Origin of the sequence: Prochlorococcus sp. RS04 (genome assembly GCF_001989455.1) — a bacterium.
GTDB lineage: Bacteria > Cyanobacteriota > Cyanobacteriia > PCC-6307 > Cyanobiaceae > Prochlorococcus_A.
Genome location: NZ_CP018346.1, coordinates 364,632 through 386,910, shown reverse-complemented (window position 1 = coordinate 386,910; position 22,279 = coordinate 364,632). Strand labels below are relative to the sequence as shown.

The window sequence follows — 22,279 nt, the reverse complement described above, 5'->3', positions numbered from 1 at the left end:
TTGAATAGTTTAAAAGAAGTTTATATTTTTATTGATCGAAAATTTTGTTGATTTCCGAAGCTAATGTTTGATCCAGATTCGAAATGCCTCCTAGATCATGTGTATTTAATTTAATTATTACTTTTGCATAAACATTCTCCCAGTTAGGATGATGATTATATTTTTCGCAGATTAAAGCAACCTTAGTCATAAAAGCAAAGGCTTCAATAAAATTAGCGAAGTTAAATTCTCTTTGGATGTGTTTAGATTTAATTTCCCAGCCAGGTATTTTGACAACTAATTCATCCAATTCTTCATCTTGCAAAATGTAGGGTTCCATTAAATAATAAATCTGACTTATTACATTATAAATATCTTACTTTTTCTCACCAATTATATGTACATTAATGATTCTTTCCTTTTGATCAAATCGATGTTCCCATAAATAAACTGCTTGCCATGTGCCAAGCAGAATTTTTCCGTCTTGAAAACTCAAAGATAAACAAGTGTTTGTTAGGGATGTTTTAATATGTGCTGGCATATCGTCAGCCCCTTCTTGATAATGTTTATAGGATATCTCTTCTCTATTTTTTGATAAGCTTAAGTAGGAATCATAGGGAACTATCGATTGCATATACTTTTTTAGGTCCCTCAGTACATTTGGATCTGCGTTCTCATTAATAGTTAAACTGCAACTTGTATGAAGTGAAGTTAAATTTAAAATTCCGGAATGAAAATTATTTTTTTTAACACATAAATTTAAATCATATGTGATATCAATAAAACCCTCGCCATGAGTTATGAATTTTAATTTTGAAAATATTTGTTCCATATAAGTTAAAACTTAATTAACCAATATCCTATTATGGACAAAGATGGATGTTTTACTGCAGACATTAAAATTTTTATCTTAAGATAAATTTAATTTCCATTTAAATCTTTGGCTGAAACTCATTGGAATAATCTGGGTGCTTACCTTAAAGAAACACAAATATTAGGTTCAATCCAAAATACACTTTATTGGGATCAGAATACTGGAATGCCGAAGAAAGGGGCTTCTTGGAGGTCTGAACAACTTACTTATATTGCAAAAGTATTGCATGAAAGAAATTCTTCTGAGGAATTTTCTAATTTAATACAAGCTGCTAAAAATGAACTAGCAGATATTGAACGAAATTCCGATAATCAACTTTTCATGAAAGATAAAGAAAGAAATATTAGTCTTTTATTGAAGGAATTTAATAGAGAAAGAAATTTAGATCCTAAATTAGTTGAGTCTCTAGCAAAGGCAAAATCTAAAGGGTATGAAAGCTGGCAAGAAGCTAAGGAAAAATCAGATTTTAAAATTTTTCTTCCTTTCTTTGAAGAATTAGTTAAATTACGGATTGAAGAGGCAAAACAAATATCAGATCAATATTCACCATGGGAAACTTTAGCCCAACCCTTTGAGCCTGAATTAACTTTAAAGTGGCTGAATAAAATGTTTCAGCCTTTGAAAGATACTCTTCCAGAGTTGATTAGAGGGATCGATAAATCTAAGAAATATCTCTGGGATTTGAGTCCAGAATCTCAACATAATTTATGTTCTCAATTACTTGATGAGTTTGGGAGAGATAAAGATCTAGTTGTTGTTGGTAAATCTCCCCATCCTTTTTCGATTACATTAGGGCCTAATGATTACAGGATTACGACAAGAATTGTTGAAGGTGAACCATTATCAAGTTTTTTAGCAACTGCGCATGAGTGGGGGCACTCTATTTATGAGCAGGGTTTACCATCTCAAAGTCATCAATGGTTTGCTTGGCCTTTAGGTCAAGCAACCTCTATGGGTATTCATGAAAGTCAATCTTTATTTTGGGAAAATAGAATAGTTAAATCCAAATCTTTTTCAAAAAGATTTTTTAACAAATTTGTTTCGGCTGGATGTTCTCTTAATAATTATTTAGAATTATGGAAATCTATTAATCATTTGGAAGCAGGATTAAATAGGGTTGAAGCGGATGAATTGACTTATGGCTTACACATATTAATAAGAACCGAACTTGAAATAGATTTAATTGAAAGAGGGTTACCTGCTGAAGATATTCCAACAGAATGGAATAAAAGATATGATGAACTTCTAGGAATTAAACCATCTAATGATTCAGAAGGTTGTCTTCAAGATGTTCATTGGAGTGAAGGGGCTTTTGGATATTTCCCCTCATATTTGTTAGGACATGTTACGAGTGCGCAAATATCTTCTCAAATGGAAAGAGACATAGGTTTGATTGACAACTTAATTGAAAATGGTGAATATCAAAAGATCATCTTTTGGTTAAAAAATAATATACATAAATATGGCAGATCAGTTAATTGTATGGAGTTGGTAAGAGATGTAACTAATGAAGAACTATCTCCTAACTATTTTATTAATCATCTAAGGTCTAAAATAAATGATTTTTGCTGAAACATTACTTTTAAAGAATTTGGTTAGGTGTGAGGATGTAAGATAAACAAAAATAATTTATTGATGGCTAATCTAAATCAGCCCCCAAGCAGGGTTACCCCAAATTTATTGCACATACTAAATGCTTTCACAGATAGCTCAAATACAATAATAAACACTATTGTTGAATTGAACTCTAATACCATAAATAAATATGAATTAATTACAGAAACGGGCCATCTTAAACTTGATAGGGTAGGTTATTCATCACTTGCGTATCCTTTTGCTTATGGATGTATTCCAAGGACATGGGATGAAGATGGAGATCCGCTTGATATCGAAATTGTTGGTGTAACTGAGCCATTAATACCAGGATCTATTGTGGAAGCAAGGATTATTGGGTTGATGAAATTTGATGATGGTGGAGAGGTCGATGATAAGGTGATAGCGGTTCTCGCAGATGATAAAAGAATGGATCATATCTCAAGTTATGAAGACCTTGGAGATCATTGGTTAAAAGAAACAAAGTATTATTGGGAGCATTACAAAGATCTAAAAAAACCAGGAACATGTACTGTCAATGGTTTTTTTGGGATAGAAGAAGCTGTTAAAGTGATTAAAGATTGTGAAGAGAGATACAAAAAAGAAATTGATCCTAAATTAGTAAATTAACTAATTTTATTTTTCTCTAAATTTTTCAAATATTTCGCTTAGTATTTCTTCGGCACCTTGATGCTTTAATTTTTTTGCTAGTTCTTTGCCTACTTCTTCGGGATCATTAATATTGCCAATATATTGATCTTTAATAAGCCTTTCTCCATCAAGAGATGCAACCATACCAGTAAGGCAAAGTTGTTCATTCTGAATTTTACTATTCACACCTATTGGGACTTGGCATCCACCTTCAAGCTCTCTTAAAAAAGCCCTTTCTGCTAGACATCTTTGACTGGTGGGTTTATCTTCTAAGATATTTATAATTTCTAAAACTTTTTTATCATCAGATTTACATTCAATGCCTAGTGCTCCTTGACCAACGGCATGAAGGGAAACTTCACTTGGGATAATCTGGTGAATTCTTGATTCAAAGCCTAATCTCTTTAAACCAGCGGCCGCAAGAATTATACAATCAAATTCTCCTGCATCTAATTTTTCAATTCTTGTAATAACATTTCCCCTGATATCTTTAAAAACAAGTTGTGGGTACTTATTTCTTAATTGTGCAAGTCTTCTTAGGGAGCTTGTTCCAACAATCGAACCTTCAGGTAAGTTTTCTAATTTATAACAGTTATTTTTTTTGTTTACTACTAAAGCATCTGCAGGATCCTCCCTTTTTGTAATGCATCCTAATGTAAGGCCATTAGGTAAATTGGTTGGTAAATCTTTTAGAGAATGTACTGCTATATCTGCATGTCCTACGAGCATTTGTGCTTCAAGTTCTTTTGTAAATAAGCCTTTGTCGCCTATTTTTGCTAAGGCTACATCAAGGATTTTGTCACCTTGAGTTGCCATAGCTTCTATAGATACCTCTAAATTGGGAATATTCCTTTCTAGTTGATCTTTAACCCATAAAGTTTGAACCATTGCTAGCTTACTTCTTCTACTAGCTATTTTTAGCTTGTAATTAGTCATTAAATATTATTTTGAGTTTGAATTAAAAATTAAGTCGATTTTATTTTAAGCTATTATTTTGATAGTTTTTAAAGCTAATTATTATACTTAACTTTTTTTATTTTATATATTCTTTTAAAACCCCATTTCGATTTGGATGTCTAAGTTTTCTTAGAGCTTTTGCCTCTATTTGTCTTATTCTTTCTCTCGTCACATCAAAAATCTGGCCAATTTCTTCAAGAGTTTTCATTCTTCCATCATCAATTCCATATCTCAATCTGAGAACATCTCTTTCTCTTGGACTAAGAGTGGCTAATACTCCTTCCAAATCTTCTCTTAGTAAGGTTTTAGAAACATCTTGCTCTGGATTTTCTATATCAGCCTCTATAAAGTCTCCTAGTCTTGAGTCTTCTTCTTTCCCTATTGGAGTTTCTAAAGATATAGGAAGTTGCGCACTTTTAGCTATAAATCTTAATTTTTCGATTGTCATTTCCATACTCTCAGCGATTTCTTCTTCACTAGGTTTCCTGCCAAATTCTTGGCTAAGAACTTTTGTGGTTTTTTTAATTCTGGATATTGTCTCGTATAAGTGAACTGGCAATCTAATAGTTCTACTTTGATCCGCAATTGCTCTTGTAATGGCTTGGCGAATCCACCAAGTTGCATATGTAGAGAACTTATAACCTTTTTCATGGTCGAATTTTTCCGCTGCCCTAATTAGCCCCAAACTTCCTTCTTGGATTAAATCTTGAAATGATAAACCTCTATTCATATATTTTTTAGCAATGGAAACAACTAATCTTAAATTTGATTGAACCATTTTTTCTTTAGCTCTCCGCCCTAAGAGAAGTCTTCTTCTAAATTTGGGAAGAGGCATATCTATTAACTCGGCCCATTCTCTTACAGATGGGAAATGTCCTTTTTCTGACTCATATTGAGTTGCTAGCTCTTCTAATTGGAGTAAGTCAGCAATTTTTCTTGCAAGCTCAATTTCTTCATCTGGTCTTAAAAGTCTAATTCTTCCAATTTCTTGGAGATAAACTCTTATTGAATCTTCAGTGTAGATACCTTTTGGCCCAAGTTTTATATTCCCGAGCCCTTTATCTTCTTCAGAATCACTAAATTCATTATTGTTATTTTCAATATTGCTTTCGTTTGACTCAGCAGATGTCTGTAAAGTTTGATTATTTTTATTACTATCTTCTTCAACTACTGTTTCTAAATTTGTATTAATTTTTTTATTGATCTTTTTTTTTGAACTAGGCTTGGAATTCTTTGATTCTGCTGCGACTGGACACATAATTTACTCCTTTCTACGGTGAATTTAACTAGATAAAATTTTATTTAGGGCTAATTTGAACATTTAGTAGTAAAGTCCCCTTAATGTTTAAAAAACTTTTTTACAAAATGAGAATAAGAAAAGTTTTCTAAATTGTTGAAAAATTTAAATAGTGCTATAGATTACCTAAAGTAAAAAGTCTTGGGATTTCTCAGACAGGCAGATCATTTTTGAATTTTCAGTCAATGATCAGAGCTTCATGTCTCCCTTAAGAGCAGGATACTTACAATGTGCAAAAAACACTTTGTGGAATGTTCAACAATCCAATACTAAGAAAAAGTTTTGAAGCCGGCAAGTAATCAGTTATTAAATATCTCCTATAAATTGGAAATTTTGCTTGATATAGGTAGTAGTAATGAAAGCTTTTACTATTTAGATGGAAATAATCTTGGGGCAGAAGTTGGAGATATTGTAAGTGTGAGACTAAGGGGGAGATTATTGAATGGGTTGGTGATCTCCAAAAAAGACTTTTCGACAATCAATAATGATGAATCAAATACTATTGGAGGAAAAAGCATAAGATATTTGTTTGTTGAAAGTATTTTGCAGAAAAAAATAATTGATGAATCTTGGAGAGAATTGATAGACTCCCTAGCCTCTTTTTATATGGTTAGTAATTTAAAAATGTTTAAAACTGCATTTCCTCCTGGCTGGATTGGTAAATATAAAAATTTCTCTAAAGGTTTAAAAGATCAAATATGGATTGAAACTAAAAAAGAATTTGAAACTAAGAAGAATGGATTAACCAAAAAAGAATTTTTTTTAATGGATACTTTATCTAAAAAAGGTAATTGGCAAAGTGAATTAATAAAGTCTGGTTTTAATTACACACTAATCAACTCAATGGTCAGTAAAAATTATCTTGCTAAATCTAAAAGAAAAAAAAATATAAATAGTAAATTAAATTCCTTTGTAAAAGATCATATCGCAACGAAAAAACCAAATCTTACAAATGAGCAAAAAATTGCATTTCAAAAATTTCAAACAATGAAACCAGGAGATGCATTACTTCTTTGGGGCGAAACAGGTTCAGGTAAAACAGAAGTATATATGAGAATTGCTGAAGATCAATTTCTTAAGAAAAAAAGTTGTTTGATACTAGCCCCAGAAATTGGATTAATTCCTCAACTTATTGATAGGTTTAGTAGGCGATTTAATAATGTCGTTTACGAATATCATAGTAATTGTTCTCCCGATCATAGAACTTTAGTTTGGAAGAAAATTATTAATGCTAATGAACCTTTGATAGTAATAGGTACAAGGTCGGCAGTTTTTCTTCCAATCAGAAATCTGGGATTAATAATAATGGATGAAGAACATGATGTTTCTTATAAGCAAGATAGTCCTATGCCTTGCTATGACGCGAGAGAGATTGCTATTGAAATAGTAAAAAGGAATTCTGCAAAGTTAATTTTTGGGAGTGCAACCCCATCAATGAAGACTTGGAAAAAGTGTATTTTTGAAAGGAATTTTAAATTGGTAAGAATGATTCAAAGGATATCCAGTAATGAGACTCCTGAAATAAAAATTATTGATATGCGGGATGAGTTCAAGAAGGGAAATATGAAAATTTTTTCCAATGAATTATTACAATTGCTTCCTCAACTACGCTTAAAAAAAGAGCAAGCAATAATTTTGATCCCTAGGAGGGGGCATAGTGGATTTTTAAGTTGTAGAAATTGCGGATATTTAATAAATTGCCCCAACTGTGACGTTCCTTTATCAGTTCATCTCGGATCACAAGGAAAAAAATGGTTAAGATGTCATTGGTGTGATCATAAATCAAGATTGATCAATCGTTGCCCAGATTGTCATTCAACTGCTTTCAAACCTTTTGGAATTGGTACGCAAAGGGTAATAGAGTTTTTAAATGAAGAATTTCCTGACTTAAGAGTTCTTCGCTTTGATAGAGATACAACTTCAGGAAAGGATGGTCATAGAGATATTCTTTCAAAGTTTTCTAAAGGTGATGCTGATATTCTTGTCGGTACTCAGATGTTGGCAAAAGGTATTGACATTCCCAATATTACTCTTTCAGTAGTTATTGCCGCAGATGGGTTGCTTCATCGCCCAGATATTTCAGCAGAAGAAAAATCATTACAATTATTTTTGCAAGTAGCAGGAAGGGCCGGCAGGGCACAAAAAAAAGGGAAAGTAATTTTTCAAACATATAAACCTAACCACCCTGTGATTTCTTATCTTCAAAAAAGAGATTATGAAAGATTCTTAATTGAAAACTCGAGATTGAAAAAGGATGCTAATTTATTTCCATTTTGCACAATTTGCCTACTTAAATTATCAGGTGAAAATTATGAATTAACTGAGTCAATTGCAATAAAATTAGCAAAATATCTACTCAGTTTTTGTGAGAAAAAGAACTGGAAATTAATAGGTCCTGCCCCTAGTTTAATAGCTAAAGTCGGTAAAAAGTTTAGATGGCAGATATTAATACATGGCCCTGAAGGAACAAAGATACCTTTACCTGATAGATCAATATTATGGAAACTTATTCCAAAAAATGTTTTTTTAACAATAGATGTTAATCCAGCAGAGTTGTAATTAATTTGATGGAAGTTGAGGCAAATCTGAACCTAATTTAAATCTATAGAATCTTAATAAATAAGCCAATATTATAATTATTAAAATAATAGATATCCCAATCAAGAGTTTGTTGAGGCTCCAGAAAGAAAATTCAAGACTATTTATACGCCCTTGATTTAAATCCCAAATTATTAGATTTTTTGTGATTTCTAAATTTGAATTATTTTTATCGGTAAGGATAGCTTCATTAGGGTGAATAATTTTGAAAATGATTTCTAAATTATCAATGCCTTTAATAGAATTCAGATCCAAATCTATCCTGTAAAAGTATTTTTTAAAAAAAATGAAGTTTTTTTGAGTAGTGTTAATTTCTATATTTGTTGATTCTCCCGCTAACTCTCCAGCAGTATTTTGAGTGATTTTAAGAACTTGCTTTGTATCCTCTAAATTGAGATTTTTATGTTTTAAAGAAAAGGTTGATTCGTCTTGTTCAATTGCTGCGTCAGGAAAAATATCTTTCATCTTCTCTTCAAATTTTAATTGCCAAGGAAATTTCTTTATGTATTTACTCTCTATCACTAAATTATTAGTTATTGAGTCAAGTTCACTAAGATCAAGGGTATTCTCAATTTTTACGCAGCCACTTAAAAGTGGAATTAATAATAATAGTAATAAAACAATGATCAGTGAAAAGCCTTTCTGAAAAGGTTTTGTTTCACCAGTTGGTGTCTCAGTTACATTAATAAATTTTTTTTTCTTCAATACTTCTCTTTTTTTACGCAGTGAGTTAAGAGATTTTTTATTGAGTGATGGGTCGCTTTCAAACTGTAAGTTCCAATTTTCTGGCTTTTTAATGTCGGGAGAGTCTATAACTTCCATCAAATATTTTGCATTTTCTCTCGTCTTATTATCGTAAGATTTTAGAAGTTCTTTACAAAACCTTTTAGCATCCTCCCTTTTATTGATACCACATAGAGCAGTAATTAAGATTGTTCTTAAATTTACTCCCTCTTTGCTTGATAAAGGAAATGATTCGATTATGGGCAAAAGAAATTCAATGCAATAATGATACTCACCTTTAGCTAAAGCAAGTTCTACTTTTTCTAAAACTTGCTCATAAGTTTTCATGGGTTAGGCGACTATCATTGTACCTATTCCGGAATTTGTAAAAATCTCAAGAAGTAATGAATGTTCTATTCTTCCATCAATTATGTGAGCTGCTTTGACTCCTTGGGCTAAAGCTCTTATACAACATTCTGTCTTTGGAATCATACCTTCAGTCACAATTTTTTTATCAATAAAATCCCTTGCCTCTTTGAGATTAGTTTTTTCAACAAGACTATTTTTGTTATCTTTTTCTTTTAAAATCCCTTGAGTATCAGTAAGAAGAATAAGTTTTTCTGCATTTATTGCAGCAGCAATTTCTCCAGCAACAAAATCTGCATTAATATTATGGGAAATACCCTCCAAGGTTGATCCAATGCTAGAAATAATTGGTATGTATCCTTTAGAAATAAGAGGATCTAATATTTCAGGATTGATTTTTGTAACCTCTCCCACTAACCCATGGCTACCATCTCCTAGTTCTCTAGATTGAATTAAGTTGCCATCAAGACCTGATATTCCCACAGCTAAGGATCCAGTTTTATTAATCCCTTTTACAATTTGTTTGTTAACTCTACCCATTAGAACCATCTCGACAATTTCCATTGTTTTTTGATCAGTAATTCTTAATCCATTTTCGAATTTAGGAGATATTTCTAATTTCTTTAACCAATTATTAATCTCTGGCCCACCTCCATGAATTACTATCGGACAAACCCCAACGGTTGATAAAAGTGCAATGTCTCTAAAAAAAGCATTTTTTAAATTATCATTCTCCATAACTGAACCACCATACTTGATAACAATTTTTCTACCTGAGAAACTTTGTATATATGGAAGTGCTTCGCTTAATATTGATACTCTTTGAGAATCATTCATTACTAAAATTCATTAAAACTTGATTGAATTGAGAAATTAGGTTTTTACAAATATATCCTTATATTCAATAAAAGAGAATAAAATCAAATTCTTTTTTATTATCGTCGATAATAAATTCTGATTCAAGACCTTTTACGAAAAACCTATTTAATCTTTCTTGTTTTTCAATCCATTTTTCTAGAGGGACAGCGTTTAATTCGAAACGCATTCTGAGACCATTTTTTTCTTCCTTTGTAATTTCTTCTATTTCTTTTAATTGAGGGGGGTTATCCTCGTCCCACAAATTTAAAGATTCTAATGACGATTCAAGATGAGCTTTTATTCCATACCTCCATCTTGTAACATCTTTAACTAACGCTGTAAGTTCTTTTGGTCTATTAAATTTATTTGTCGCAAAATTTGTCTTGTCAAATAACTCTACAGGAGGTATTTCGGAAGTCTTTAAGCCTAAGCCAATTAGGAAAATAGGTACTCCATAAAAAAAAGTAGGTACACTTAAATTCACTGAATCTGTAAAATAAGCAGTCATTCCAACAAAAGCTAATATACCCCCAGCCGTTACGATTAAGTTGCCAGGCGATAAGTATTTCTTCATTTTGATTTAGTAGAATGAGTTTTAAAAAGGCTAACAAGTATTATGCAAGATCCTAATACTGCAAATCAAGGAGATTTGATTTTTAAACTTGATCAAGATAGAGCATGGCTATTAAAAAATCTTGATAAGGGTAAATGGCCAGAAATTAGAAGCGAACTTGCCGCACTTGAAAGAAAAATAAGCAAATTAATTATAAGTGTTCAAGAAAATAATGTTGATATTTGATTTAAAAAGGTATTTCGTCCACTTCAGGTACTAAAGGTGAACTATCCCAACTAGATTTTTTGGCGGTTTCTTTATTTTCAAATGACTCATTATTCTCTTTTTGATCAGACTTAATAACATCAACTGGCGATATTTGATGAATTTTTGAAGCTGTCAGTTCTGGTTGTTTTTCTTTCGTTCCGTCTTTTCTAGTGACAGAATTCATCTTTAAACGTCCCTCAATAACAATATTTTGCCCCTCCTTTAGTTCATCTACCATTTCTTGGGCAATATTTCCCCATCCTATGATCTTGAGATCTCTGGTTGGATCTTCACTACGTAATCCTTTAAAATTAACAATCATTTCTGCAATTGGAGTTTGGTTTTCTTTGGTATACCTCATTTCGGGAGCGCTATTAATGACCGCCTGAATTAAACAATGATTCATTACTTACTATTTAATTAAAGACATACTGATGCAGAATCGAGGAAATTGCTATAAAAATGTTTGGATCCTATCAGGAACTTCGGATGGACCTGTAATAGCTAATAGGCTTCTTGAACTTAATTATTCAGTCTTTGCAAGTGTTTTAACTTATAAAGCAGGGCAAGCTTATATTGAAAATCCAAAGTTACATATCATTACGGGGAAATTAAATAATAAAGATCAAATAATTAATTTCATAAATAAAAATAAAATCACATGCGTTGTCGATGCTACTCATCCCTTTGCCGTAATAATTTCTAAAAATCTTAATAATGCATGTAAAGAAATTAATACACCTCTTTTACTATTTGAGAGGAAATCTCTAATAAATAACACTAATAATTTTTTTTATATTGATCATTTAAAGGATATAAATAATGTTGATATAGAAAATAAGAATATTCTTCTTGCAATAGGATCAAGATCCCTTAATGATACAGCTAGTTATTATATGAATTGTAAAGCAAATGTATTTACAAGGGTACTTCCAACTTATGAGAGTATAACTAAAGCTTTTGGATCATGCATTAAAAATGCAAACATAGCGATACTTGAACCGAGTAAAAATAATAAAAGCATTTTAGAAAAAAAACTTTGTGATTTTTGGGAGATAGATTATATTCTATGCAGAGAATCTGGAAGTTATTCTCAGAAAAACTGGGAGAGTATAGTTTCTGGAAGTGAGATGAAGTTATTTTTGGTTAAAAGGCCGAAAGTTAAAAATGATTATTCTTACTCTTTTGATCAATATCACAATTTGATAAATCACATAATTAAAAAATATTGATGTTAAATTCATTATGGAAGTATTAGTTATGATCACAACTGAATCAAGTAACGCAAATGCTTTGCGAATGGCTAAATTACTAATACAAAATAAACTTGCAGCTTGTGTTTCGATAAAGCAAATTTTTTCAACTTATAAGTTTGATGATGAAATTGAAGAAACTAAAGAGTTTGAAATCACAATAAAAAGTAAACTAGATTTTAAAGATTGTTTAATTGATTTCGTAAATAAAAATTCCACATATGATATCCCTCAGATTATTTACAAAAAATACCATGCTGAGATGAAATATTATGATTGGTTGAATAAGACTATTTGATTAATCTATTTTATTAACTCTTTAAGATCAATATCTGATCTGGATCCTAATTGCGTAATTATTTGCCCCGCACAAATTGAAGCTATCTCTCCGCATTTTTTGAGGGAACAATTGTTTACTAATCCATGGATAAATCCTCCCGCATAGATATCTCCGGCTCCTGTAGTATCAATAATCTTGCCTTTCGTTATTGACTCAATTATTTCAACATTATTTTTGTTAACTACGAGAGAACCATTGCTTCCAAGAGTTACAATGACTAATTCACATAAGGAAGATAGGTATTCTTGGCAGCTTGCTAATTTATCATTTTTAAATAGACTTAACACCTCGGATTCATTACAAAAAACAATATCTACGTATTCATAAATTAATTCCAAGAAACTCTCACGATGTCTATCTACACAAAATGAATCAGACAAAGAAAGGATTATTTTTGTATTAGATTGTTTTGCAATTCGGGCGGCTTTAATAAAAGCTTTTTTAGCTAATTCGCTGTCCCATAAATATCCTTCTAAATATAAGTATTTACTTTCCTTAATTACATTAAAGTCAATGTCTTTTGGTTCAAACTCTACGGATGCACCTAGGTAAGTGCACATAGTTCTTTGGGCATCAGGTGTAACCAAAATGATTGAATGAGCTGTTGGAGCACCTTCAATAGTTGGTGGAGTATTAAATATAGTGTTACTTTTTTTTATATCGTCAGAAAAGAAATCCCCAAATTGATCATTTTTCACCCTTCCAATAAACTGAACTTGATTACCTAATTCTGCTAAACAAACAACGGTATTTGCTGAGGACCCACCTGATATTTGTTTGACCACTTTGCAATTTTCTAACAATCTCTGAGATTCAGCAGAATTAATTAGATTCATTGATCCTTTATCCAGATTATTAATCTCAAGAAACTCATCTTCAATATTTACAATAATATCTACTATTGCGTTGCCCAGGCCAATGAGATCAACTGTTTTATTATGTTCAAAATGTCTAAAGGATTCCTTCATTAATTTGAAATTAAATTATCTTAGAAGTGCTCTTTTAGGACCATGAATTGGATCTTCAATTACTATAGTTTGATCTCTATTCGCCCCCAAAGAGACAATGGCAATTGGAACCTCCATTAATTCAGCTAAAAATCTTAGATAATTCATAGCATTCTCTGGGAGATCAGATAGTTTTCTGCAATCTGCAGTTGAACATTGCCAACCTTTTAATTTTTTGAAGATTGGCTTACATTTTTTTAAGTCATCTGAATTTGTGGGAAAGTAGTCTATTTCCTCTCCATTGAGATCATATGCAACGCAAACTTGTATCTCATCTAATTCATCTAAAACATCAAGTTTCGTAACGGCTAAACAATCAAGGCCATTTACAGATACAGCATATTTACCAATAACTCCATCAAACCACCCACATCTTCTCCTTCTCCCAGTAGTGGTTCCAAATTCACTGCCCCTATCACATAGTTGATCATTAATACTCCCTTGCAATTCTGTTGGGAATGGCCCTTCACCTACTCTTGTGGTATAAGCTTTTGCAACACCGATTACTCTATCAATTAAAGTGGGACCCACTCCAGCCCCAATACATGCCCCTCCTGATATGGGGTTTGATGAGGTAACAAAAGGATAAGTTCCATGATCTAAGTCAAGTAAAGTCCCTTGAGCACCTTCGAAAAGAATATTCTTCTTGTTTTTTGAGGCTGCATGGATAGTTCTCGTACAGTCAACAACATGCTTTGATAATCTTTGCCCATAGTCAAGATATTCTTCAACAATTTCCTCTAATTTAAGAGGCTTAATTCCATAGATTTTTTCTAGTAAACCGTTTTTTTCTCTTAAAGGAATTTCGATCACATTACTCAGCCTTTCCTTATTAAGCAAGTCTCTTATCCTAATGCCATTTCTTTGTGACTTATCCGCATAAGTTGGGCCGATCCCACGCCCTGTTGTCCCTATTTTGTTTGAACCTCTATCAGTCTCCATCGCTTCATCTAATATTCGGTGGTAAGGCATCGTTACATGTGATGTTGATGAAATTTTTAATCCTGAGATATCAATTCCATTATCAATTAACATGTCAATTTCTTTTAGCAAGATTTTTGGATCTACAACAGTTCCCGAACCAATTAGACAAGAAGTATTTTTATAAAGTATCCCTGAGGGAATTAAATGTAATTTTAAGACTTTATCATCTACGACTATAGTATGACCTGCATTTACCCCCCCTTGATAGCGAACGACAACATCTGCCGAACGACTGAGTAAATCCGTTATTTTACCTTTTCCTTCGTCACCCCATTGGGCTCCGATTACAACAACATTGGCCAATTTTAGAAGAGCATTATTTTTGTGAGAATATTTAATATATTCAAGAATCTTGGTTTACTTTTAAAAAGTAAATGAATTGTATTAACTTTCTCTTAGAACCATTTTTTCAGCAAGAGAAAATTCTTTAGTTAAACGCTCCTTAAGTTTATCTGGTAAAGGTCTACTTGCAAAGTTTTTGTAATGACCTGCCATCGCATTTAATGCTGTTTGCATTGTGGTAAATGATTGAGTTTTATTCACCATCCCTCTATTTCTGTATCTGGAGATATAGTCAGTTATTAGTGTAAGAGCCTCACTTCTTACTTCATCTTTATTTGGAGAATCTTTTGGGGTATCAACAGCTGTTTGCAATGTTTTAACAACTGAAATTGTATCTTTTGCATAGTCACCTGTCATAGAGGTTTTTGCAGCTATAGATGGGGAACTAAATAGTGTAAAAACAACAATTAAGGATATTGAAAAAGATATAGCTTTGGTAAGAGTCCTAAAAAATAATTTTGATGTCCATTTCAGTAACATAACTTAGCTCCCAAAAAATTTAGCTTTAAGACTATTCATTGTACATTATTTCAGATTCAGAAATAAATGTTTCCAACAATTTATCAGAACTAACTTTAAGCTTAGTATTATTTGTTCTACATAAAAGTTCTACTTCTTTGTTCACAGAATCTCTGCCAATAATTATCTGAAAAGGAATACCAATTAATTCCGCATCTTTAAATTTCACGCCAGCTCTATCGTTTCTATCGTCAAGAAGGACATCAATTTTATTAATTAAAAAGTTTTTATAAATTTGCTCAGTAAGCTCACTTTGAATAGGATCTTTTAGGTTTGTTGGGATAATAATAACTTCAAAAGGCGAAATCTGGATGGGCCAACAAATGCCTTTTTGATCATGATTCTGTTCGATGGCAGCTTGAGCTATTCTTGTAACTCCAATTCCATAACAACCCATCCATAAATTTTTTAACTGGCCATCCTTATCAGAGAACTTTGCATTTAATTTTTCACTATATTTTTGACCTAGTTGGAAAATATGTCCAATCTCGATACCTTTTTTTTCTTTAAGTTCCTCATCATTATCAATACTTATTTTATCTCCTTTTTTGGCATTTCTGATATCCCCAATTAGATAGTCTTTCGAAGCAAAAGAAAACTCTTGAAAAGCTTTATGGAAATTAACTTTATTCCCACCACTTATAAAATTCGAAAGGTCACTTGCAGAATGATCAATTATTCTTGTCCATTTTTTATCCCAATTAGAATTAGCTTTAATAGTTTTATTATCTAAATCTGGCCCTATAAAACCTAAGGGAAAATTAACTAGGTTTTTTTCGATAGTATTTTTGTCTTCAATCTTTTTAAGATTAAGGAGATTGAAATTATGAAGTTTATTGATTAAGTTAAAAAGCTTTACTTCATTAACGTGTTGATCGCCTCTTATGCATGCAAGAATTGGGACCTCAAATTCATCTTCGAACTGTGCAAGGAATATTACAACTTTAATAATCTGAGTAGGGTCTAAATTATTATTATCGCAAATATCCAGGATTGTTTTTTGATGAGGTGTTTCTAACCACTCTGCAATATTATCTCTAAGTGGAATAGGTTGAGAGGGGAGGGAAACAGCTTTTTCAATATTGGCAGCATAAGAACCACTTTGAGTAAACAAAATGGAATCTTCTCCAGCATCAGCAGTGACCATAAATTCTTTAGATGAAGCCCCGCCAATTGCTCCACTATCAGCTTCAACCCCTACTGTCTGCAGTCCACAAGATTTAAAAATATTTTCATAAGCATTGCCCATCTTTTCATAGAAAGAAGCTAGATCGTTTTCTGAAGAGTGAAAAGAATAACCATCTTTCATAATAAATTCTCTACTTCTCATCAATCCAAACCTTGGCCTTATTTCATCTCTAAATTTTGTTTGAATTTGATAAAAACATTGTGGTAATTGCTTATAGGAGTTGATGGTCTCTGATGCAATACTCGTGATAACTTCTTCGTGAGTTGGAGCTAAACCAAATTCTTTACCTTGTCTATCTTTTAGATTAAACATTATTCCTTCACCTGCAGTATATCCTTCCCACCTTTCACTTTTTCTCCATAAATCTGCAGGATGAAGTTGGGGTAATAGTAATTTTGTACAACCAATACTATTAAGTTCTCTCTCAATTATTGCGGATATTTTTTCAATAACTCTAAGCATTATTGGCATGTATGCATAAATACCGCTGTTAACTCTGCGAATATACCCAGCTTTTAAAAGTAATTGATGTGAAATAATCTCAGCTTCAGAAGGTGTGTCACGAAGTGTCCCCAGAGGAAATGAGGTTGTCACGCGCATACAAAAAATATCCTTAATAATATTTAATTTTATCAACTAAGATGAAAAAATAATTTAAAGTGTCTTGAGTCCCTCAACGCGGCTAGTCTAAAAATATTGTTTCTGCTAACTTCATCAGTAATGAAGTTCAAACTCTTTTAAAAGTTCATTATTACTAAAACATTTTCTTAAGTTTATGGAAAATATAGATTCCAATATTTCTAGCGAAGAGGAATTAGTAGGTATTGATGAAGTTCAAAAATTCCTTAACAGATCAAGAGCTTCTGTCTATAGGTACACAAACACAGATTTAAGAAATTTAAACCCTAGCTTTAATCCAAGAAAACTAAATCCAGAATTTAGAACTGATCAAAAAGATCCTTTAAAATTCCATCCCAATGAAGTAGCAAGGTTTGCAAAAGATATTTTAAGAATTAAGGAGGTTACTGTAGAGGTCTTTAATACACCTTCCTCCGCTGCTCAAAATGTACTGGTGCAAATATTAGATGAACTTAAATCTATCAGGTCTTTGCTGGAAAAAGAGTAATTAAAAAGTTCCTAATCAATGTTTTGATTTATTGACATTTTGAATGTAGGATAATGATGTTTAATTATCTCCTTAATCTGTACCAATTAAGAGTTCTTGAGTTACACGAAATCAAAGCAGTTTATTCAAAGTAAATCAAGCGAAGAATCTTCTCATGGTTCTGCCCGAAGTGATTTTGAAAGAGATGATGATGACCCCTTAAGTATAAGGAGTTTATCAATAACATCTTTAGGTATTATTTTTGCCTTTTTGACAATTTTTTTACCTTCAATAAGCATTTTAATTGGCAGACCTTTATCTCAAGGAAACGAGATAATTCATAATCACGATTTTTAAAAAGATGGACCTTAGTTCAATACCTCCATCTCCAATGAATGGAATAGTCAATATTGTTGTTGAAATACCTGCAGGGAGTAGGAATAAATATGAATATTGCTCTGACGCAGGAATAATGGCCCTAGACAGAGTATTACATTCTTCAGTGAGGTACCCTTTTGATTATGGTTTTATCCCAAATACCCTTGCTGATGATGGAGCTCCCCTTGATGCAATGGTGATAATGGACGAACCTACTTTTGCGGGTTGTCTAATAAAAGCTAGACCTATTGGAGTTTTGGATATGCATGATTGTGGTGCTTATGATGGAAAACTTTTATGTGTGCCTATGGCTAATCCTAGGCAGGCTAATATAGTAAGTATTAATCAAATTGCTCCTAATCAGCTTGAGGATGTTGCAGAATTTTTTAGAACAAGTAAAGGACTCGATGGAAGAACAGTTCAAATTGATGGTTGGAGGGATTTTGATGTAGTTGAAAATTTATTGAAAAGTTGTATGCCTCCAAAAAAGAAAAACTTTAAAGTACTTAAGAAATCAAATATTAGTAAATTAAATTGAAAAAAATAATTTTTTATAGTTATTTAAAATGCTCTACATGCCGAAAAGCTGCAAAGTGGCTTGAAAGCAAAGATTTTGAATTTCAGTTATTAGATATTGTAAAAGAACCTCCACTTGTTAATTATTTAAATCTAGTCTTGGAACAATACTCTGATGATAAGAAAAGGATTTTTAATACAAGAGGTAAAGCCTTTAAAACTCTTAATCTTGATATTGATAGTTTGTCAAAGGAAGAAATTATTCAACTTCTTTTAAGTGATGGCAAATTAATAAAAAGACCATTTTTGATTTACGAAGGGAAAAAAGTAATATTAGGTTTTAACGAAATTGAATATGCAAAACAATTTATATAAGTTTAGAAAATCAAGACTTTATTAATCCTATGCCTGGTTCGATAAAAAGTTTTTTAAAAGAATGGGGTCTACTAATTCTATTAACTTTTTTTGTTTCTTCTTGTAGATCATTTTTGGCAGAACCACGTTATATCCCTTCTGGTTCAATGCTCCCAGAATTACAAATAAATGATAGGTTAATTATTGAAAAATTTTCGTTAAGAAACTCTTTACCAAAAAGAGGAGATATTGTTGTTTTTAACTCACCATACTCGTTTGATAAAAAATTAATCTCATCAAGATCTAAGCCTTTACCAAAAAAAAGATATTGTTTTTTTATGAGTTTCCCTCCAATGTCGTTTATTCCTGGTTTGAGGGATCAAGCTTGCGATGCTTATATTAAAAGAGTGGTGGCACTTCCAGGAGAAATTGTAAGTGTAAACTCTAATGGTGAATTAATAATAAATAATAAATTAATTCCTGAACCCTATGTCTCTTATAAGTGCTCATTATCCCTATTTAATAATTGTGGTAAATTTAAAAACATAAAAGTGCCAGAAGATCATTTTTTAGTTTTAGGTGATAATAGGGCAAATAGCTGGGATGGAAGATATTGGCCTGGAAGCAAATTTCTTCATAAAAAAGAGATAATTGGTAAAGCATATTTCAGATTTTGGCCTCTTAGTCAATTTGGCTTTTTCAGCAAATGAAGTTTTTTTCTGACTCTGACTTCAGCAAAATAAATTTTTAACAAGATTTAATTTAAAGTGCTCCTGAAGCCGTTGAATCAAGTATTCCCCCTAGGTGTGTTGTAATGTTAAGAGCGCTAATCACAGGGGGCTTATTGGGATCATTAAAAAGATCAATTATTGTTATGCCGCCATTACCCTGTTTTATCATCCAAATATCTGAATAATTAATCCCAAGGATATTACAAATTAGAGTTTTATTGACTGCATCATGAGCAACCATCAGGGTTTGATCATTATCCTTTTGAGATAAACAAATTTTGTCAAAAGCTTCTACTGACCTTTCTGATACATCTTTTATACATTCACCTTCGGGCATTATTACTTCTTCAGGTTTATCATGCCAATTTTTTAGCAAAGCAGGCCACTCTTCTCTAATTTCTGCTTCCAATTTACCCTCCCATAATCCGTGACTGATTTCTACAAGTGAATCTATTTTCTCAATTTTTAAATCTTTGTTATTTTGAAGGATTATTTGTGCAGTCTCATAAGGCCTATGCATTGAACTTGAAAATGCCTTATTGAAAGAAATATTTCTCAAATATTCAAAAGTCTTTCTTGCTTGATTTTTTCCGTTTTCATTTAAAGGGATATCAATTTGACCTTGAAATCTACCTTCTTTGTTCCAGTTAGTTTCACCATGTCTTATAAGAAATATTCTGGAATCTCCAATTTTATTTGGAATATTTTTATTAAGATGGGAAGTTTGATTTAAGCATTCAATTTGAGTCTTAAAAGAGTTATCTTTCTTTGAAATATTGAGTATCGAGAAAGAAGCATTTTCTAATCTTATTTTTCTAAAACCTTGCTTAGGCTTACCTAATAACAAGAGTATTAAACATCTGAGAATTGCATTATGTCCAACAACTAAAATATTTACATCATCTTTGTCTAGATAAATTTTTAAAATATCTTCTACAAAATTTGTTGCTTGAAAAAATAACTCTTGAATTGGTTTATAAGTTTTATTATCATTTCTTTTTAAGATAAGATTTTCTGGATCATTTTTCCATATAGGGTAAATTTCTGGAAATTTCTTCTTTATTTCATCAATTTTTAGTCCAGACCATTCACTAAGATCTACCTCTAGCAAATTATCTTCGAATACAATATTTTGTTCTTTATTGAAGGCCTTTTTAATTGTTTTTGCAGTCTCTGCAGCTCTGACAAGTGGGGAGGAATAGATTTTATCGAAGTTTATTTTTGATAATGCTTTTCCTGCTTTCTGGGCTTGTTCGTATCCTTCATCAGTTAATAATGAATCGTCTGTTCTTCCTTGAATTAATCCTTTTGCATTGAAACTGCTTAGTCCATGCCTAACTAAAACTAATCTTATAGCCATTATATAAATTTGAAAATTAAGATAATTTAATCATCTCATGGCGTGATTAAAATAGATACATAAATATAAGGAAATTCAATGATAACTAACTATAGTTTTCAAGAATATAATAAGTTATGAACTTTAAAAATACTTCTAAGTCAAAACTCACTCTAGCTTTTATTTCTATCGTCATAACTTTTTTTGTATGGCAACAAGGATTAAGAGACAGTTTAAATAGACCGTCTGTTTCATTTGATATTAGTCAAAAAGAGCAAGAAATTGCTGAATTATCTGTCCAATCAATACCTGTAAATCTTAAAAAATTTTTTATCCTTAATGATCCTGTTGATCAAATAAATAAATTACTCTCTGATGTTCCATTTGAAGAGCTAACAGAAAGAAATAAATTAATTCGAATAATTACTTCAGAATTAAATAATCCTTTAATTTATAAAAATATATCCAAAGATTTTGAAGATAAAAACTATAAATTTATGATTGATGAGATAGAAAAAAAATCTAATAATAATTCATATAAAGTAAATTCTGAAAAATTTGATTTATTCAAAGGTGATAGATTTTTATATCACCTTTTAAGCCAGAAATTTGATTTTGACGATAGTGCATTAATATCAAAATCATTTTCACGCAAAATGTTTTTTAAAATATTAGCCATAAGACTAATACCACTTTTAACAATACTTATTGGCTCTATTCTCGCTTTAAAAATATTATGGACAGCTATATCTTTGAAAAAGTTTGGTTGGCAAGAAATTAAATCCTTAGATTTAGAATTAATAGATATGGTTTTATTAATTGCAGGTGGATTTGTTGTTTTAGGAGAAGTGGTATCACCTTTATTTTCTATCAGTTTGGTCGAACTTTTTTCTAAAAATATCTCTAATGAATTGTCTCAATCTTTAAAAATTTTCTTTGGATATCTTTTTATGGCTATTCCTCCATTATGGATAGTTTTTTATCAAATTAAATCCTTGAATGGTGAATTTACTTTTAAAAAGGATTATCTACAGTTCAATTTTTTGCCAATAAAGTATGCAATTATTCAGGGAATCAAAGGTTGGTTAACAATTGTTCCTTTTGTTTTATTGATTTCTCTAATTATGAATAGTCTGATCGATAATCAGAATGGTAGTAACCCCTTGCTGGAAATTGTTCTTAACAATAATAATTACTTATCATTTTTTCTATTATATATAACAACAACTCTATTAGCTCCTCTATTTGAAGAGATTATATTTCGTGGCATTTTACTGCCAACTCTTTCAAGAGATTTTGGTGTAATTTCGGGCATCATAGTTTCAGCTTTTATCTTTGCATTAGCCCATTTAAGTTTGGGAGAAATGCCGCCATTATTTGTTCTTGGGATTGGATTAGCAATTACAAGAATTGCTTCAGGAAGTTTGTTTTCTTCAGTTATCATGCATTCTTTATGGAATGGATTGACCTTCTTAAATTTGTTCTTATTGAGGACATAAAGAATTT

The 22,279-nt window shown here is 31.4% G+C and carries 25 protein-coding genes; 12 read left to right on the top strand and 13 right to left on the bottom strand.

Going from position 1 to position 22,279, the window contains the following annotated elements:
- Nucleotides 1-28 precede the first annotated feature (28 nt).
- Together BS621_RS02220 and BS621_RS02215 are read right to left on the bottom strand one after the other, a co-directional pair.
- On the bottom strand, nucleotides 29-319 hold the full coding sequence (locus BS621_RS02220) for a 4a-hydroxytetrahydrobiopterin dehydratase (RefSeq protein ID WP_077141675.1): 291 nt from the start codon (nucleotides 317-319) through the stop codon (nucleotides 29-31).
- A gap of 36 nt (nucleotides 320-355) precedes the next feature.
- On the bottom strand, nucleotides 356-811 hold the full coding sequence (locus tag BS621_RS02215; protein WP_077141674.1) for a secondary thiamine-phosphate synthase enzyme YjbQ: 456 nt from the start codon (nucleotides 809-811) through the stop codon (nucleotides 356-358).
- 108 nt (nucleotides 812-919) lie between these two features.
- On the opposite strand from BS621_RS02215, the gene BS621_RS02210 reads away from it, so the two are divergent.
- Nucleotides 920-2,425 (top strand): carboxypeptidase M32, encoded by a 1,506-nt coding sequence (locus BS621_RS02210; RefSeq protein ID WP_077141673.1) that lies wholly within the window; start codon nucleotides 920-922, stop codon nucleotides 2,423-2,425.
- 63 nt (nucleotides 2,426-2,488) lie between these two features.
- A complete protein-coding gene (locus BS621_RS02205) occupies nucleotides 2,489-3,076 on the top strand; it encodes an inorganic diphosphatase (protein WP_077141672.1) in 588 nt (195 codons plus the stop codon).
- Between the two features lie 6 nt (nucleotides 3,077-3,082).
- Here BS621_RS02205 and hemC read toward each other — a convergent pair whose 3' ends face one another.
- Together hemC and rpoD are read right to left on the bottom strand one after the other, a co-directional pair.
- A complete protein-coding gene (gene hemC, locus BS621_RS02200) occupies nucleotides 3,083-4,033 on the bottom strand; it encodes a hydroxymethylbilane synthase (RefSeq protein ID WP_077141671.1) in 951 nt (316 codons plus the stop codon).
- Between the two features lie 97 nt (nucleotides 4,034-4,130).
- Entirely contained in the window at nucleotides 4,131-5,312 is a 1,182-nt protein-coding gene (rpoD, locus tag BS621_RS02195) for an RNA polymerase sigma factor RpoD (protein WP_077141670.1), read from the bottom strand.
- Nucleotides 5,313-5,633: 321 nt separating this feature from the next.
- Here rpoD and priA point away from each other — a divergent pair, with 321 nt between their 5' ends.
- The gene (priA, locus tag BS621_RS02190) at nucleotides 5,634-7,910 is read left to right on the top strand and encodes a replication restart helicase PriA (RefSeq protein WP_077141669.1); all 2,277 of its coding nucleotides are present in this window, start codon (nucleotides 5,634-5,636) and stop codon (nucleotides 7,908-7,910) included.
- On the opposite strand, the gene BS621_RS02185 is transcribed toward priA, so the two are convergent.
- From BS621_RS02185 to BS621_RS02175, 3 genes are all read right to left on the bottom strand, one after another.
- Entirely contained in the window at nucleotides 7,911-9,020 is a 1,110-nt protein-coding gene (locus BS621_RS02185; RefSeq protein WP_077141668.1) for a DUF3153 domain-containing protein, read from the bottom strand.
- 3 nt (nucleotides 9,021-9,023) lie between these two features.
- On the bottom strand, nucleotides 9,024-9,875 hold the full coding sequence (gene argB, locus BS621_RS02180) for an acetylglutamate kinase (protein WP_012007323.1): 852 nt from the start codon (nucleotides 9,873-9,875) through the stop codon (nucleotides 9,024-9,026).
- A 64-nt stretch (nucleotides 9,876-9,939) separates the two neighbouring features.
- A complete protein-coding gene (locus BS621_RS02175) occupies nucleotides 9,940-10,470 on the bottom strand; it encodes a DUF2854 domain-containing protein (RefSeq protein ID WP_025894150.1) in 531 nt (176 codons plus the stop codon).
- A gap of 42 nt (nucleotides 10,471-10,512) precedes the next feature.
- Between BS621_RS02175 and BS621_RS02170 the strand changes: the two genes are divergently transcribed.
- A complete protein-coding gene (locus BS621_RS02170; RefSeq protein ID WP_025894151.1) occupies nucleotides 10,513-10,695 on the top strand; it encodes a hypothetical protein in 183 nt (60 codons plus the stop codon).
- Between the two features lies 1 nt (nucleotide 10,696).
- On the opposite strand, the gene BS621_RS02165 is transcribed toward BS621_RS02170, so the two are convergent.
- A complete protein-coding gene (locus BS621_RS02165; protein WP_077141667.1) occupies nucleotides 10,697-11,122 on the bottom strand; it encodes a single-stranded DNA-binding protein in 426 nt (141 codons plus the stop codon).
- A 28-nt stretch (nucleotides 11,123-11,150) separates the two neighbouring features.
- Here BS621_RS02165 and cobK point away from each other — a divergent pair, with 28 nt between their 5' ends.
- Together cobK and cutA are read left to right on the top strand one after the other, a co-directional pair.
- The gene (gene cobK, locus BS621_RS02160) at nucleotides 11,151-11,948 is read left to right on the top strand and encodes a precorrin-6A reductase (RefSeq protein ID WP_077141666.1); all 798 of its coding nucleotides are present in this window, start codon (nucleotides 11,151-11,153) and stop codon (nucleotides 11,946-11,948) included.
- A gap of 13 nt (nucleotides 11,949-11,961) precedes the next feature.
- On the top strand, nucleotides 11,962-12,267 hold the full coding sequence (gene cutA, locus BS621_RS02155; RefSeq protein WP_077141665.1) for a divalent cation tolerance protein CutA: 306 nt from the start codon (nucleotides 11,962-11,964) through the stop codon (nucleotides 12,265-12,267).
- 5 nt (nucleotides 12,268-12,272) lie between these two features.
- On the opposite strand, the gene BS621_RS02150 is transcribed toward cutA, so the two are convergent.
- The 4 genes from BS621_RS02150 to BS621_RS02135 all read right to left on the bottom strand — a co-directional run bounded on the left by BS621_RS02150 (nucleotide 12,273) and on the right by BS621_RS02135 (nucleotide 16,950).
- The gene (locus BS621_RS02150; RefSeq protein WP_077141664.1) at nucleotides 12,273-13,277 is read right to left on the bottom strand and encodes an adenosine kinase; all 1,005 of its coding nucleotides are present in this window, start codon (nucleotides 13,275-13,277) and stop codon (nucleotides 12,273-12,275) included.
- 15 nt (nucleotides 13,278-13,292) lie between these two features.
- Nucleotides 13,293-14,603, bottom strand: coding sequence for an adenylosuccinate synthase (locus BS621_RS02145; RefSeq protein ID WP_077141663.1), 1,311 nt, complete (start codon nucleotides 14,601-14,603; stop codon nucleotides 13,293-13,295).
- An 81-nt stretch (nucleotides 14,604-14,684) separates the two neighbouring features.
- Complete coding sequence (psb27, locus tag BS621_RS02140) at nucleotides 14,685-15,122, bottom strand: photosystem II protein Psb27 (protein ID WP_025894157.1); 438 nt, start codon at nucleotides 15,120-15,122, stop codon at nucleotides 14,685-14,687.
- Between the two features lie 31 nt (nucleotides 15,123-15,153).
- The gene (locus BS621_RS02135; protein ID WP_077141662.1) at nucleotides 15,154-16,950 is read right to left on the bottom strand and encodes a proline--tRNA ligase; all 1,797 of its coding nucleotides are present in this window, start codon (nucleotides 16,948-16,950) and stop codon (nucleotides 15,154-15,156) included.
- Between the two features lie 175 nt (nucleotides 16,951-17,125).
- Between BS621_RS02135 and BS621_RS02130 the strand changes: the two genes are divergently transcribed.
- The 5 genes from BS621_RS02130 (at nucleotide 17,126) to lepB (ending at nucleotide 19,413) form a co-directional block, all read left to right on the top strand.
- On the top strand, nucleotides 17,126-17,476 hold the full coding sequence (locus BS621_RS02130) for a hypothetical protein (protein ID WP_025971848.1): 351 nt from the start codon (nucleotides 17,126-17,128) through the stop codon (nucleotides 17,474-17,476).
- Between the two features lie 96 nt (nucleotides 17,477-17,572).
- Nucleotides 17,573-17,812: a hypothetical protein gene (locus BS621_RS02125; RefSeq protein ID WP_077141661.1), complete on the top strand. Its 240-nt coding sequence runs from the start codon at nucleotides 17,573-17,575 to the stop codon at nucleotides 17,810-17,812.
- Nucleotides 17,813-17,816: 4 nt separating this feature from the next.
- On the top strand, nucleotides 17,817-18,371 hold the full coding sequence (locus BS621_RS02120; protein ID WP_077141660.1) for an inorganic diphosphatase: 555 nt from the start codon (nucleotides 17,817-17,819) through the stop codon (nucleotides 18,369-18,371).
- Entirely contained in the window at nucleotides 18,368-18,724 is a 357-nt protein-coding gene (locus BS621_RS02115) for a Spx/MgsR family RNA polymerase-binding regulatory protein (RefSeq protein WP_077141659.1), read from the top strand. The genes BS621_RS02120 and BS621_RS02115 overlap by 4 nt, the downstream gene beginning before the upstream one ends.
- Before the next feature lie 29 nt (nucleotides 18,725-18,753).
- Entirely contained in the window at nucleotides 18,754-19,413 is a 660-nt protein-coding gene (gene lepB, locus BS621_RS02110) for a signal peptidase I (RefSeq protein ID WP_025894163.1), read from the top strand.
- A 52-nt stretch (nucleotides 19,414-19,465) separates the two neighbouring features.
- Here the strand turns inward: lepB and BS621_RS02105 are convergent, their stop codons facing one another.
- Nucleotides 19,466-20,794 (bottom strand): histidine phosphatase family protein, encoded by a 1,329-nt coding sequence (locus tag BS621_RS02105; RefSeq protein WP_077141658.1) that lies wholly within the window; start codon nucleotides 20,792-20,794, stop codon nucleotides 19,466-19,468.
- A 116-nt stretch (nucleotides 20,795-20,910) separates the two neighbouring features.
- On the opposite strand from BS621_RS02105, the gene BS621_RS02100 reads away from it, so the two are divergent.
- On the top strand, nucleotides 20,911-22,272 hold the full coding sequence (locus tag BS621_RS02100) for a CPBP family intramembrane glutamic endopeptidase (RefSeq protein WP_077141657.1): 1,362 nt from the start codon (nucleotides 20,911-20,913) through the stop codon (nucleotides 22,270-22,272).
- The last annotated feature ends 7 nt before the right edge of the window (nucleotides 22,273-22,279 follow it).